Raw genomic sequence first — 13,875 nt, 5'->3', positions numbered from 1 at the left:
ACGAGACACGCTACCGTACGCGAGTGATCAACAATTTGCACCGACGTGCCAAGACATTCGGCTTTGTTCTGCAGCCCTTGGAACCGGGAGCTGGTGCCGTTTCTTAGGAATCGTTCTCCAGCGTCAGTTCCCCAATCTTGGCGTGCAGCGACTTCACATCGATGGCGGGTAGCGCCACCGCGTTGCCGCCCCCAGGGCCGAACACGTCGGCGGCCCCGCCCTCAAGCTGCGCTTTCCATGATGCGATCTGATTGGGGTGGATGTCGAACTGCTCCGCCAGCTGAGCCAGTGTTCGGTCGCCCTTGACGGCGGCCAGCGCCACCTTCGCCTTGAAAGCCGGTGTGTGGTTCCGGCGTGCTCGTCTGCTCATCGTCTCTCCTGATTCGCGGGCCAATCTTGCCCGCCGTCAGGCAGAAACTCCACTTATCGCATCGTTCAGATTGGTGGGGCCGGCTCTCCCTTCCTCATCAGCATACAAGCAGAAAGCGATAGCATCCGCGGTTTCTATGCGCGTTAAGTGATGAAAAGCGCGCAAACGCGTCGATCCGCGGGGTGAAACGCCTGCATCAGCGTGTTGTCAATTCTCGGATGGTGCTTCAACGGGAACAGCAAAGCCCGCCTTTACGCGATCCAATACGACCATCGTCTTGAAGCTCTTAATGTCCGGGTTCACATAGAAGAACCGCCGAGTGAACTCCTCATAATCTTCCATTGTGGGCGCGGTAACGTATAGGACAAAATCCGCGTCGCCGGTGACGTAGAAGCCGTTGACGATCTCAACGGACGATCTGATGGCCTTCTTGAATCTATCGATTATATCTGAACGCTCTCGCTCCATGGTCACCAGCACCAGCATTTGAATAGGTCTGCCCACCGCTTTCGGCGAAACGATTGAAACATCGGCCTCGATAATGCCCTCCGAACGGAGCCTCTTCAGTCGTCGTTGACACGCGGTAGCAGAAAGCCCTGCTAGTGCGCCGATCACCTCGGAAGTTAGGCGGTTGTTCTTTTGCACAATCTCGAGGATGCGGGCGTCTATCCGATCGTATTGCATAATCGGCTCCCCGGCCTTGAGGTGAATTTCATCCCGAAAGGCGTCCAAAATATTCCAAATGCATGCGATGATTTCAACGAATGACCGCGTGGGCCATCGCACCGTCTTGGCCGCTGGTAGTGAGTCTGCTCCGCCAGGAGCTGATCATCCTGCCGGATGAAGAGCAGCCAGTGAACGTTAACGACGACGTGTGAATGGTATGAGGCGTTGGTGCGATCACCTGCTGCTCCCCACCTTTGCCAAAGATCGTTCGTTTAAAGGAGGGCCTATGCTCAAATTTCAAGCTGGCTCTGCTTTCTCTTGCGAAGCTTTTGGGTTCCGGAGATTGCGGGCCCCTCGGCTCTAACTTGCTGACGGATTTGCTCAAGCTGGCGGCCGATCTCGGCCTTGCCGCTGGCAACGCGATTGCGCCAAAGACCGCTTACAATGTTCGCATCCTTCTGAAAACGTTGCTCCACGCTCCGGGCCTTCTCCTCGCCTATCCATCGTTGGGGCGCTGCCGCCGGCGGCCCAGGGCGATGACCTCGATGCAACGATAGGAATCAACTTCCTGCCTGAAATCATGCATCGCATTGCCGCCATTCCACCTCCACTGATGAACTCAGTCTAGGCCGGATCGCAGGTGAGCCGAAGGATGGAGGTGAGGGGCTCATGCCGGTAGACTTAGTTACGTGTTGAGCGGCACAGGTACTGAAGTTGACTTGAGCCTCAACGTGAAAGGAAATGTGGTCGCTAACAGCCGTTCGAAGGCGGAACACTGTTCAACCAGGCGTTGCTCGATGAGCTTTCGCTCCTCATCAGGCAACTCGCTTTGAAGCAACTTACGACAACGCCAAATTTCATTGCGCACTGATCTGATCTCACTTAAGCTATCATCAATCGAAGTACTCATGGATGCCGACACAGTGTGGAACTAACCTTTGAAAACTTATCAAAGTGTCATCCTCGGCGAAGCCGCACACTGAATCGCCTTCATCACGAACGTTTCAGGTGTGTTGAGGATGGCCGGAAGATCAGGCCGACAGTGGCATTCATGGCATCAAGATAGCATCGATAGATGCAGGCCTCGCGCGCCGATCTCGGGGCCACCATAAATCTTAGGCTCTCAATCGAGCCACGGTGGAAGCTTTGCGCATTTCGCCTCCAGTCGGCATTACGTCTATAGCCTCCCTGCATTGTCTTCCGCTTCACCATGCCCGCAGGTGAGGTGCAGCGATCCCAAGTCTAAGGTCCGCCTTGTTGGCGAAGCGGCTCGCTCCATCGGAGTGCTTTGCGAGGTTTGCTGAGTTTAACGAATATTTAGATCTTGATTAATGCAATGAGCAGCGCATCTTCGTGGAATTTCTGCGCTTTGGTACATTTTTTTGATGGATTCAAGCAGCCGGGATGCGATGGGTTTGTAGCAGCACTCGTGAAGTCGCCACTGCCAATACAGGCACGCGAACAAGCTTTAACGCGAGCCATGTGTTACCGGCAGAGCGTGTGAGATGTCGATCTCGGCCTTCCTTTTTCATTACGGGGGCGGAGAAATGCTTACTCTCCACATTTCTTCCGATCATGGTCGTCTGGATGGAAGGAGTGCACCATATCGCTTTCTACGGTAACCGGCATGAGGCCCCCACCTCGCCATCGCGAGGTTCACCTGCGATACAGCTTGGCATGAGCTGATCTGTGGAGGTGGCGCGATGGCAAATGCCATGCTTGATGCCAGGCAGGAAGGTGACTCTTATCGCCGCGTCGAGGTGATCACCGGGGAGCGCCGACGGCGACGGTGGACGGGCGAGGAGAAGGCCCGGATCGTGGCGGAGAGCTTTGAGGAGGGTGCGAACATCTCCGAGGTGGCGCGGCGCAATGGCGTTTCCCGCGGGCTGCTTACGGTGTGGCGACGCCAAGTTGCGGCGGCGGTAGCGGGCAAGCCGCCAAACTTCGTGCCGATCCAAATTGGTGCCGAGAGCGGTGGCGGGACAGCAGGCGAGTCCGAGCGTATTTCGCCGGTACAAACGAAGCCTTTGGAGATCAGCGCGCCGCGGGCCAAGGCCTGCGGGGTGATCGAGATCGAGGTGAGCGGGGCGCGCATCCGGGGCGAGCCGGGCGTGGAGCTGGCGACGCTTGTCGACCGTGCTGGCAGCGCTTCGGGGCATCCGGTGATTGCGCTACGGTCCGACCTCAAGGTGGTGCTGGCGACACAGCCGGTCGATTTCCGCAAGTCGGTGCACACGCTGTCGGCGCTGGTGAGCGAAGCGCTGCGCGCGAATCCGTATTGCGGCGACGTCTTCGTGTTCCGCAGCAAGCGTATGGACAGAGTGAAGCTTCTGGCGTGGGAACTGCAGCGGCATGGTGCTGGTGACGAAGTGGCTGCACCAGGGACGCTTTACCTGGCCGCCCGTCCGCGACGGCGTGGTGCATCTAAGTGCGACGCAGCTCGCGATGCTGCTCGACTATCCATGCGAATGCCCCTCCTCGTGAGGCTCAGTGATTCTGAGATCAAGATGATCGAACGCGTGATTGCGTAGTTTTCGAACAGCCTCAATCACGTGCGACGTGTTGGAGAACAGGTGCGCGCCGGAAGAGTGACGATCGATCAAAAGGCGCCTTTGCCTGATCTGAACGTACAGCCAGTTCACTGGAATGTTCAATACGCCGGCGAGTTGCTGGGCGCTGAGCAAGTCCGGTGAATGCCGCCATCGCGTACGTTGCTCGGTAAGCCCCCTTGAGGCCGGCGTGCAAGCGAATGCGCTGGACGGTGATCGGCAGCACTTTGTCGGGGCAATTTGGTGACCGGTGTCCTTCGTTCGTCAACATGGCAGCGATCTCGTCGTCGTGCATCTTGGTGCGGGCGAGCTTGAGCACGCGTTCTCGCATCTCCGCGCCTTGGGTGAGACTCGCTACTGAGTTGACACGCATCTTTACCTCGATCTCGGTGACAGCTCCGCCGCGCCAGACGATCCTCACCCTGACGACGTCGTGCTCGCCGCGGTCGAGGATCACCTTGTCAATGAGACAGCGCAGCAGCGCCTTGCGTTTTGCGTCGGTCGTGCTCGGGTCTGTCCAGATCGCAGGCAGACGGCCGGAGAGGCGGACGACTTTGTCGTTCAGCGCCTTGTTGCCGACGGTGATCTGAGCGATAGCCTGGGGAGACTCCAAACGGGCCAGGACCTCCTCTGCCGCTCGGACCTCCTTCAGAGCCTCCTCCCAACGGCGCTCGAGCTCGGCGGCGACAAGCCGGTTGTCAGGATCGACGCGGTTGAACTGACGTTCGGCGAGCGCTGATTCGTAGCGCCGGCGCTCGAGCTGCTGCTCGGCATTGCTCCGTATTGCTTTGTACGTCTGTTGCTGAGCGCGACGAGCGCACGACAACGCGTCGATCTCGGCCGGCGCCAGCGCTGTGAGGAACGCTTGCGCCACGGCGGCGTCGACGCGGGGAGCACGGATGACCTCGTGGCTCGCAAGTCCGGGTGCGAGAGCAATGACCCGAACTTCACGGCCAAAGCCGTCGATGTTGTCGGCCTCTACGTCGCCCCGCCCGAGAAGGCTATCGTGCTATGCGTGGACGAAAAGCCTTCAATCCAGGCTTTGGAGCGAGCGCAAGGTTATCTGAAGTTGCCCAATGGTCGCGCCTTGACCGGTCAGAGCCACGATTACACGCGTGCATGGCACGACAACGCTGTTTGCGGCGCTCGAGGTTGCGACCGGAAAGATCATCGCGATGCATTCAAAACGGCGGCGCCGTGTCGAGTTCCTCGACTTCATGGACAGCGTCACCTCGGCTTTTCCGGACCGCCAGCTTCACGTCATCCTCGACAACCTCAACACCCACAAGAAGAACGAGCACTGGCTAAAGGCCCACCCCAATGTGAAATTTCATTTCACGCCGACAAGCGCATCCTAGCTCAATCAGGTCGAGGTTTGGTTTTCGGTCTTGCAGGGGCAGTCGCTTAGCGGCACCTCCTTCACAAGCCTCAAGCAGCTGCAGGAACACATCGATGCCTACGTCGACGCCTACAACGACAAAGCCGAGCCCTTCGTCTGGACCAAGAAAAAAGTCCGTCAACGCAGATTCAAAGGCCGCCGTATCACTCAGCTCTGATTCCGGGTACTAGCATGGGGATCCGGCGCCGATTGGGACGGCATGCCCGCAAGCGTTTCCGTAAAGCTGTCGCTATCCACCGACTGGTTCGGTTCGTCAGCTTGGCTAGCGCGTGTGGATGAGCCACTAATTCGATTATACATGGCGATTCGCGTTTCCCTTCGGCGAAGTCTCTTCGCAAGCGCGTCGGGCTGCATGATACTCAGACAAGCTGATGACAAGCTGACGGGCGCAGGTGTTACCCGGCTTAGAGAGCATGAGGAAGGGCATCGTCACGTTAACGGGCATCCGACGGATCTTGGGCGGGGAAGAGCATAGTTTTCAGGCAGCGAGCGCGACCGAGGTGATGTCCGCCCATGTCTCGAAGGCGACCCCATGGGCTTCGCGATAGGTGCTAGCAGTCAAGCGATGGGGCCTTAGGTGAAACAGGTTCGCGATGGGATCGTGGATAGAAAGAAAGCGCTGCGCCTGTCGTGCCGATTTGAAGCGCTTCATCTGCCGCTCTCTTCGGCGAGCGGGCTGGTGGGAATTCTCTGTTCGATGTTTAATCCTCTATGCTGCCGATGCTTGATGCTTAGCCCCATCTCCCTGCGAGTAGCGCCATATGGCAGGAGCGCGATCGCGAGCGCTACCGCAGCATCGCTATTGGCCGGTACTGCATTCAGGAAATCCGCCGGACCGCCATCAGCTTGCGCAGCCACTCAACTGCCACAGCGTTCATGCTCGCCAGCTGCCAGCGGGTCCGACAAAATGCGCACCCGCTGGCGATGCGGACAGTTAGTGGGGAACGGTGAATTGTCTATGTAGTAGAAGCCGGCTGGACCGGAGGGCTCCCGCCCAGCCAAGTTGGCTCAGCCACCGCATAGATTTCAGGTCTGGCGGCGCGTAAGCCTAACGAACCCTCCTTCTTTTAGCTCGGCGTTATAAAGCTTGCTGCCGAGCGAAATGGTTGTTGGGTGGTCTGCGGTAGGCATGAGCCCATGTTCGCGCAGCTTTTCAATAAGCGCCAGCGGGGCCCATTGCTCCGGGCGGGGCACACGACCACGCCGGGTCTCAACGAAGAACGCTCCGAAATCTGGCGCCCCCGTCGACCCGAGTCGCGGCATTTGAGCTTCCGGTGGGTTATGAATGAGGCGTACGCTCTGAGACGGATCCAATGCGGCCGTGTAGAGGTGACCCCGGATCTCGTAGCTCATCGTCGGCTGCTCCGAGTCGGGCAGGAGACCGTGGTGGGTCAGTTTCTCGATCATTCGGAGCGGGGCGACTTGGGAGCCGTGCGAAAACATTTCGGGAACGGCCCATGAGACATCATATACCGTCTCTGGCTCGGCAGACGAGGACGGCCCGGCTTCATTGATCACTCGACTAAATAGGTCATGATCTTCTTGAGTCCACTCGTAGGCACTTGGGGACCCTGGAGACCCAGCACCATCGATCCGGTTGAAATCCATACAGCTCTCCTATTGGTTTGAGAACGTGGGCTCAAATCCGCCAGAGCTTTCCCTGGGCTTGTCACCAGTTGACCCATCGGCGGCATCCGTCGTCAAGAGACCACGTTCTCATGTTAGGGAGCTTAGCTGTCAGGAAGCTGACGAGTTTCGGGACACAGCTGTACCCGCGCCCGCGTTCCCAACTCGATCTTCTGGACTCCGGGAATGAGATCCTGTGCCATTAGCCCAGCAATAGAGCAGCTCGATTGTTTTCGGCGATCTTACCAGGACGGGTGTTTTACCTTCATTGGCGTTATTGTCTCACCACGTCTCTTCTTTCTTTGTGTGTCAGGTCGTGCGCCACATCTTCGCTTCGAACCCGGCTACCCCGATCATTCTCGAGTGTGACCCCTCTGATGTTCGCGCCATTGTTCGTCTTGTTTCTTCCGAGCCTGCTGCTGCTTGAGCGCGTTCTCAGCAGCTTCGGGGAATTGCTCTGCTCTCCGGTTGGCAGAGATGGTTCGGGACAGGCCGAGCCCAGGTCTATAAGATCTACTGCTCACGCCCGCTTCAGGCCAATGGCTCGGATGGTGGCCCGGACTGACGCATAGACGATTGGATGGAATTGCCCTAATCATCATTCCAGACGGTCGCATTTAACAGAAACAGCGCCGCGAGATAATGATAAAGTGCCGTTAGCTCGACCGGTGGGGCAAAAGCCTGCGCCATCAGTGCCGTCAAGGCTGAGCGATGTTTGTTGGTCTCGATGTACTGCGCCGACGCGCAGACATTGCCCTTGGTCCGGCGGGGCAGCGCGACGTTGCCGGCGAAGAAGGTAGCCAAGGCCTCCGGCGTCATCGGCACATCGCTTTGGACAACTCGGTGAGGCAAGGGCCGAGATAGGGAATAATGCTGCGGGCACGCTGCCTGAGGCCGAGGCCAATGAGGATCATCTCCGCGTCGCTCGCATTGAGCGGGGTCGTCTTCATCGGTCATCCCCGTCCTCACCACGTTCCTGGCATTTACGTGATCGGCAACGGCGTGTCACTCGCCATCTCAGGCAGATCGAGCACCCAGCCATTGGCTATTCTTATCCACCCGCCCCACAGCGTGTCGTGCTCCGATCCAACGACCGACTCTTCGAGGTCCTTCTTCGGCACGTAAATCGACAGGCCAGCCTCGGGCGAGCGGCAATCATGACTTTCATAAGATCAACTCTGGTTGGAAGGACATTGCCCGCAGGACTGCGAGCGTCCAGCGCGCAAGCGCGCCACGATGCCGGACAGCGCGCGCAAGAGCTGATCGATCTCTCCGATCGTGGTTTCACGCGAAAGCGGAAAGCGGAAAGCGGATCGCGCCCCGCAGGCTCGTCGCCGGCACATTCATCGCGCAGCACATGCGATGCTTCCATTGAGCCGGAGCTGCAAGCTGACCCGAGCCTGTGCCGATTCCGAATCTATATCCGCTCGCGCGTCACATCAGCAGCACGCCCGCGCGTGGCGGGCGCTCCCGTTGCAGCCCCACTTTCGCCCCGGTGCATGCGGCTATGAGAAGTCGGCCACTTTCAGTCCAAGCCGCACCTGGCGCGACTTCTGCTAGCCGGTCACCGGGACTAAATTGAGCGGATCGAAGTACCAAGAAGGATCATCCCCAGACGAATCCGTTTCGATATATTCTTCGCCCGAATATTCCTCGACGCTTCCTTCGTTTTCGTCATCACTACTCTCAGCTTTGGAGAGATATAGTCGAGGCTTGTCCGCCCGCTGCCATTTTCCCTCCTCATTCAGCGTCCACTTGTCGGGGTGCTGCCTAGGGTCAAGCACATATTGATTGTCACCCACGTGAACAAAACTGTTCGCGTCCGATAAGGCGCCTACAGTCGGAGAACGACGACTTTTCGGCGAAGACCTAGTTCGCCGCGCCGCGCCAAGACGATGGGACACCAGCGCTGGGGTCGGCGGCACGCCAACGCGCCAAGAGTAATGCGTCTAAGCTCCCTTTCGGAGGGGTTACTCAACGGACACGCGCTCATTCTCGAGGAGATCGCGTGAAGCTCGCCCGTCGCTTCAGCCAGATCGTGCTCTCGGGCGAGCTTAAGGAGTTGCTCCCGATATAGACCTGAAGGGCCTGGCCGAAGCGCGTCAGACAAGAGAGGTGTGTCGAAATCCGATCCGCCGGTTATCGACACCTCCATTCTTATCCCTGCTCATCCACAACCCCACTCGATGCGCGGCAGCGTCTTGCCGGCGCTCCAAGAAAAGGGGTGGCAATGCCTTATATCGATTCAGGTGGAATAAGGCTGTATTTCGAGGAATATGGGCGGGGCTATCCAATCATTTTCGTTCATGAATTCGAATCCGACCTGCACAGCTGGGAAGCGCAGATCCGTTATTTCTCGCGTGGCTATAGGTGCATCGCCTACAACGCGCGTGGATATCCACCGAGCGACGTTCCTGATGATCCCGCCATATACGGCTGGGAGGTCGCCGTGGAAGACATCGGCATCGTCATGCGCGACCTCTCGATCGGGCGCGCCCACATGGTTGGATCTAGCATGGGCGCCTATGCTGCTCTGCTGTTTGGGTTGCGGTACCGCGAAAGGAGCAGCGCGATCGTCGCAGCCGGAGCAGGGGCGGGATCTCCGGCCTCGGATCGTGAAAGGTGGTTGAAGAACACGTCTGTTCTCGCGCGCGCATTGGCGGCGCGAGGTATGGATGCCATGGCAGAGAAAATGGCACGCCACTCCACGCGAATTCAACTGAAACACAAGGATCCGAAGGGCTGGCAGGAGTTCGTAGATCGGCTCAAGCAGCATTCGGCGCAGGGGATGGCCAATACTTTGCTTCAGTGCCAAGCTGTGCGACCGGCTTTGTACAACTTCCGCGACGAATTTTCACGGATGACGGTCCCGGTAATGCTCGCGGTGGGTGACGAGGACATGCCATGTTTAGAAACCGGCCTAATGCTCAAATCCACAATTCCCGCCGCCGGCATTTGGGTGTGCCCCAATACGGGCCATGCCATCAATCTCGAAGAACCTGCGGCCTTCAACGCGCAAATTGAAGCCTTCTTCAGCGCCGTCGAGCGAGGAAGCTGGGGTCATATCGACCGGCGGAAACAGTCCGTCTCGGGACATGAGAAGTCAGCGGCCGCTCGATTGCATTTCGACGGAGCGCTTCCATGAAGCCATGGATCGGCGTCTACCTTTCAGAGCCTGTCGCCGCGCGGCTCGAAGTCGCAGCGCAACGTCCCGGGGCCACCAAATCGGCGGTCATTGAGGCTGCCCTCGCTCATTTCTTCAAGCCAGATCATGACGCCATCGAAGAGACCTCGGTTGATCGCCGGCTGAACGCCATCAATTGGAACCTCGAACGGCTTCATCAAGAGTTGCGGATTGTGAGTGAGGCTGTTGCACTTCAGGCTCGATTTCTTCTCGCCGTCACGCCCCCGCTCGCAGCTGCCGACCAACCTGCCGCCTGTACCCTGGGACTCGCGCGCTTCGACGAATTTGCTGCTCAGGTGACAAGGCGAGTCGATCTAGGAACGTCGCTCATAAAGGAAACAATCGAGCGGGTGAATTCGACTGATCCGGCGCATCTTGCAACACAACCGGTGAGGCAAGAAGGGTCGACCCGCTCCACACACCGGGAACCAAACGGCGTTGCGGCGACCGTCGCCGGCAACAAACCACAATCTCCGCCTGTTGCTCGAGGGGCAGCCTTCGAGCGCGAACCCGATGCAACAGCAGAGCAAATGCCTGGCGCGATATTGCGGCCGCTTCTGGCGCCATGGCGTGCTAGGGGGCCGCAGCGGTCACGAGCCTTCTCCACAGATTGGCTTTTAGTTTTGCGCGTCTTCTTACCCTTCGTCGCAGCTTACTACCTTTCTTTTCTCTTTCGCACCATCAACGCGACCATAGCTGCACCACTGACCAATGAGTTTGGTCTGGGTGCCGATGACCTCGGTCTCCTGACGTCCATCTACTTCCTGACCTTCGCGGCCGCCCAGATTCCTATCGGGGTGTTAGTGGACCGATACGGTCCAGGGAAAATCCAGAGTGTCGTGCTGATGGCCGCAGCCGCCGGGGCAGCGCTATTTGCCGTAGCCGACAACTTTTGGCTTCTTCTTCTCGGCCGGGCGTTAATCGGCCTTGGCGCTTCTGCAGCATTGACGGCCGGATTGAAAGCCGTCGTTCTCTGGTTTCCCGCCGAGCAGGTGCCACTGCTCAATGGCCTGATGATTATGCTAGGGTCCTTTGGCGCTGTGACGGCAACATTGCCGGCCGAATACCTGCTCGCGTCGATCGGCTGGCGGGGATTGTTTGAGCTCCTGGCCATTGTATCGGTTGGATGCGCCCTTGCAATTTTCGTTCTCGTGCCAAAGGGCAGGTGGTCATTGGCAAAGGGCACTAGCCTTGGACTACGAATAATTTATACAGATCCTCGCTTCTGGCGTTTGGCTCCGCTCTCTGCGACCTGCATTGGTACGGCCTGGGCGTTACAGGGGTTGTGGGCTGCCCAGTGGTTCTCCGATGTCGAGGGCCTGGACCGATCGGAATTGCTTCGCAATCTCTTTGTCATGGCAATCGCCTCGAGTGCAGGCGCCCTGGTTCTAGGCGTTGCGGCTCAAAAGCTTCGTCGATACGGGATAGGTCCACGACCGCTCTTGGGCTTGGTCGCAGTTCCGTTCTTCGTAGCCCAATTGGCAGTGATCCTGCGAGTACCTTTGCCATCATCTGTTCCGTGGATGATCGTCGCTGCCGGCGGAGCGGCGACCGTCCTTAGCTACGCGATTCTGGCCGACTTTTTCCCAAAAGAGCTTGCTGGACGTGCCACCGCGGCGCTCAACGTCTTTCACATCGGTTGCGCGTTTCTTGTCCAGTATCTGGTGGGCTTCGTGATTCAGTACTGGACGCCTCAGCAGGGCCACTACCCGGAAGTTGCTTACCAGACAGCCTTTGCAATCAACCTTGCAGTTCAGCTCGGAGCATGGTTCTGGTTTATTATCCGCGTGCCTCTATCGGCGGGACGAGGCAGTGGTGCGGGGAGCAAGGGATCGCTCTAGCTGCTCTAGAAGATGTGGACGAAAGCGGCACCACCGAGATCCGGGTCCATGTGGGAGCTCTTCAACCTGACGTGCCCGGCTTTGCCGCGAAGTGTTTAATTGCGGGGGGCGACAGGCAGAGCCACTCAACCCAGTCGACGTCTTCACGTGGAGTTAGTCTTCTTGAGTCAGCCATGTGATAAACTGTTCAACACTTCTTGCTTTGCGCGCTGAGGGGTTGAATAGGCCGTAGAACCCAGAGCCAATGATGCGTGATTGAGGAAAAAGAATTCCAAGGCGCCGTTCTGCAATGTCCAGCGAAACGAGAGCCTCCGGCACAAGAGCAATACCATAGCCGTTGATTGCTGCCTCTATGCAGAGAAAGAAGTGGTCAAAAACTTGGCCACGTGGCGTCTGACTGATATCTATACCAGCCTTGCGGAACCAGTCTGGCCAAGCCGAGATACGGCTTTTCATGTGCAGTAGCGGGCACCGCGTCAAATCCTTAGCATGGCGTACTTTCAATTCCGACAGCAGCACTGGCGAGACGACCGCCACGGCTTCGTCATCGAGAAGATGACGGCAAGCTAGTCCGGCCTTTTTCATAGGATAGCGGCGGATGACAAGATCACTTCGCTCGACGCTCGACTCGAACTCATCGGTGTTAGAGGTTTCAAGTCGAATTTCGATACGCGGATTCAGTCGCTGAAAGGCCGCGATACGGGGGATGAGCCATCGCATCGCAAACGACGGCGTCGCGTTGATGCGGATGCAGTGTGCGGAGCCGGAGCTGGCAAAGTCCTCCGAAGCAACGGCCAACAGATCGAGGCTCTTGCGTACATCATGAGCGTAAGAACGTGCTGCAGGCGTCAATTCAATGCGGTTGCCAGCCTTCCGCACCAATTTGCGGGAGAAATATCCTTCCAGCAGGCGCAACTGTTGGCTGACAGCGCTGTGGCTGACATTCAGTTCAGCGGCAGCTTGCGTGACGCTTTCATGGCGTGACACCGCCTCAAAGGCACGAAGAGCGGTGAAAGGTGGAATTTTGCGCATGCCTAGGTGTTAGATTCTCTAACATGGATCTCAAGAAATGATACTTTCAAGATGACGGAAACCCTGTTAATTCGGGCAATTGAAAGTCTTCAAGGGAAACGACAACAAGGTTGATTGTAAGAGATTCTCTAGCTCTTGTAAGGCTGCGTTGCAGGTTTTCACTTTGAAAAAGGATAAGATGGCAATTTAGTCTCTTGGCGGGGCTCACCGTTCGCACGGCTTTTCCGAGTTTGCCGAATCCTGTCCGAATGGGTTGCATAGAATGATGCCGCTACATCGACGGGCAGGGTGTTCATGTGCGCCTCCAGCTCGGCCATCAGGTCTCGAGCGCGTGGCTGTTCTGGCGGGAGCTCGCGCGACCTGGTAGGCCGAGCAGCTTCTTCGCCAAAGGCGAGGGTGAGTCATTAGGAAGCACGTCGATTATGTTCAAATGGTAGAGCCGGAATGAGCCCGGTCGAAAGCATCTTCCAGGAATTTATTGATGCCATCCAAACCGCAACCAACGCGGATGAATTCGAGCGCGTCGCAACGCGGCTAACACAGAGGCTTGGCTTCCAGCGATTTGCCTATCTGCGCCTGACTGGCGAGACGCCGATGTTGATCTCGTCCTATCCCAAATCCTGGACCAGCCGGTACTTCCAACTTGGATATCAGCAGCTCGATCCTGTGGTGCGCCGCGCGCGTGCCGAGCACGCGCTGTTCAGCTGGGGAGGCGAGGCGTCAGCCCTGGCCGGAAACCGCGAGCAGCGCCGGTTCTTTGATGAAGCGACGACCTTCGGGATTAGATCAGGCATCACTGTGCCAATCAGGAGTGGATTTGGACGGATGGCTGCATTTACGCTGGCGACCGGCGACCGCGATCTTCACCCCGAGCGGCTCGTGGCCGACGGGAAGGATCTGGTACACCTCGTCGGGTTGCACTTTCATTGTTATGTCGCCGCCAGACTTGACGTACTCTCTGCCAGTAAACTCGCCGCAAGTGAACTCACTCAGCGCGAGCGCCAATGCCTTGCCTGGACCGCGCGCGGAAAAGCTGTCGTCGATATCGCGGTGCTGGTCCAGATTGCACCGCGAACTGTCGTGTTTCATCTTGAGAACGCGCGCCGCAAACTAGGTGCAGCATCTATTGCCCAATGCGTCGCCGAGGCGCTGCGGCGCGGTTTGTTGTCCTAATCATCCACACCCTCCCATTTCGCGAGATGCACAAG

Annotated in this window: 13 protein-coding genes and 3 pseudogenes; 5 read left to right on the top strand and 11 right to left on the bottom strand. The window is 57.9% G+C overall.

All coding sequences use genetic code 11. The annotated features are described in order from the left end of the window. Positions 1 to 109: 109 nt before the first annotated feature. The 3 genes and pseudogenes from C7G61_RS40770 to C7G61_RS44285 all read right to left on the bottom strand — a co-directional run. Positions 110 to 370, bottom strand: a pseudogene (locus C7G61_RS40770) (transposase); the annotation flags it as partial. 207 nt (positions 371 to 577) lie between these two features. Beyond that, entirely contained in the window at positions 578 to 1,054 is a 477-nt protein-coding gene (locus tag C7G61_RS40765; RefSeq protein WP_108523191.1) for an Lrp/AsnC family transcriptional regulator, read from the bottom strand. 272 nt (positions 1,055 to 1,326) lie between these two features. Continuing rightward, positions 1,327 to 1,512, bottom strand: a complete 186-nt coding sequence (locus C7G61_RS44285) for a hypothetical protein (protein ID WP_145963793.1) — start codon at positions 1,510 to 1,512, stop codon at positions 1,327 to 1,329. Positions 1,513 to 2,739: 1,227 nt separating this feature from the next. Between C7G61_RS44285 and tnpA the strand changes: the two genes are divergently transcribed. Then, positions 2,740 to 3,567, top strand: a complete 828-nt coding sequence (tnpA, locus tag C7G61_RS46635) for an IS66-like element accessory protein TnpA (protein WP_476727214.1) — start codon at positions 2,740 to 2,742, stop codon at positions 3,565 to 3,567. Between the two features lie 13 nt (positions 3,568 to 3,580). Here tnpA and C7G61_RS40740 read toward each other — a convergent pair whose 3' ends face one another. Next, complete coding sequence (locus C7G61_RS40740; RefSeq protein ID WP_190242232.1) at positions 3,581 to 4,459, bottom strand: hypothetical protein; 879 nt, start codon at positions 4,457 to 4,459, stop codon at positions 3,581 to 3,583. A gap of 27 nt (positions 4,460 to 4,486) precedes the next feature. On the opposite strand from C7G61_RS40740, the pseudogene C7G61_RS40735 reads away from it, so the two are divergent. Beyond that, a pseudogene (locus tag C7G61_RS40735) lies at positions 4,487 to 5,141 on the top strand (IS630 family transposase); the annotation flags it as partial. 321 nt (positions 5,142 to 5,462) lie between these two features. On the opposite strand, the gene C7G61_RS47695 reads toward C7G61_RS40735, so the two are convergent. From C7G61_RS47695 to C7G61_RS44275, 6 genes and pseudogenes are all read right to left on the bottom strand, one after another. Beyond that, positions 5,463 to 5,636: a hypothetical protein gene (locus C7G61_RS47695; protein ID WP_375293266.1), complete on the bottom strand. Its 174-nt coding sequence runs from the start codon at positions 5,634 to 5,636 to the stop codon at positions 5,463 to 5,465. Positions 5,637 to 6,010: 374 nt separating this feature from the next. Next, a complete protein-coding gene (locus tag C7G61_RS40720; protein WP_108523187.1) occupies positions 6,011 to 6,592 on the bottom strand; it encodes a hypothetical protein in 582 nt (193 codons plus the stop codon). A 609-nt stretch (positions 6,593 to 7,201) separates the two neighbouring features. After that, on the bottom strand, positions 7,202 to 7,429 hold the full coding sequence (locus tag C7G61_RS40715; protein ID WP_057849738.1) for a hypothetical protein: 228 nt from the start codon (positions 7,427 to 7,429) through the stop codon (positions 7,202 to 7,204). After that, on the bottom strand, positions 7,426 to 7,560 hold the full coding sequence (locus C7G61_RS47145; protein ID WP_256441740.1) for a hypothetical protein: 135 nt from the start codon (positions 7,558 to 7,560) through the stop codon (positions 7,426 to 7,428). Before C7G61_RS47145 ends, C7G61_RS40715 begins: the two co-directional genes overlap by 4 nt. Continuing rightward, positions 7,557 to 7,778: pseudogene (nifT, locus tag C7G61_RS40710) on the bottom strand (putative nitrogen fixation protein NifT). The gene C7G61_RS47145 and the pseudogene nifT overlap by 4 nt, the downstream one beginning before the upstream one ends. Before the next feature lie 388 nt (positions 7,779 to 8,166). Then, complete coding sequence (locus C7G61_RS44275) at positions 8,167 to 8,412, bottom strand: hypothetical protein (protein ID WP_145963791.1); 246 nt, start codon at positions 8,410 to 8,412, stop codon at positions 8,167 to 8,169. A 428-nt stretch (positions 8,413 to 8,840) separates the two neighbouring features. On the opposite strand from C7G61_RS44275, the gene C7G61_RS40705 reads away from it, so the two are divergent. Together C7G61_RS40705 and C7G61_RS40700 are read left to right on the top strand one after the other, a co-directional pair. Continuing rightward, complete coding sequence (locus tag C7G61_RS40705; protein ID WP_108523186.1) at positions 8,841 to 9,755, top strand: alpha/beta fold hydrolase; 915 nt, start codon at positions 8,841 to 8,843, stop codon at positions 9,753 to 9,755. Further along, the gene (locus C7G61_RS40700) at positions 9,752 to 11,635 is read left to right on the top strand and encodes an MFS transporter (RefSeq protein ID WP_244608724.1); all 1,884 of its coding nucleotides are present in this window, start codon (positions 9,752 to 9,754) and stop codon (positions 11,633 to 11,635) included. Before C7G61_RS40705 ends, C7G61_RS40700 begins: the two co-directional genes overlap by 4 nt. Before the next feature lie 153 nt (positions 11,636 to 11,788). Here the strand turns inward: C7G61_RS40700 and C7G61_RS40695 are convergent, their stop codons facing one another. Then, a complete protein-coding gene (locus tag C7G61_RS40695; protein WP_108523185.1) occupies positions 11,789 to 12,667 on the bottom strand; it encodes a LysR substrate-binding domain-containing protein in 879 nt (292 codons plus the stop codon). 444 nt (positions 12,668 to 13,111) lie between these two features. On the opposite strand from C7G61_RS40695, the gene C7G61_RS40690 reads away from it, so the two are divergent. Beyond that, positions 13,112 to 13,840: an autoinducer binding domain-containing protein gene (locus C7G61_RS40690; protein ID WP_108523184.1), complete on the top strand. Its 729-nt coding sequence runs from the start codon at positions 13,112 to 13,114 to the stop codon at positions 13,838 to 13,840. Positions 13,841 to 13,875 lie beyond the last annotated feature (35 nt).

The organism is Bradyrhizobium algeriense (genome assembly GCF_003062295.1).
Lineage (GTDB): Bacteria > Pseudomonadota > Alphaproteobacteria > Rhizobiales > Xanthobacteraceae > Bradyrhizobium > Bradyrhizobium algeriense.
This window is presented reverse-complemented; position numbering and strand designations above follow the sequence as displayed.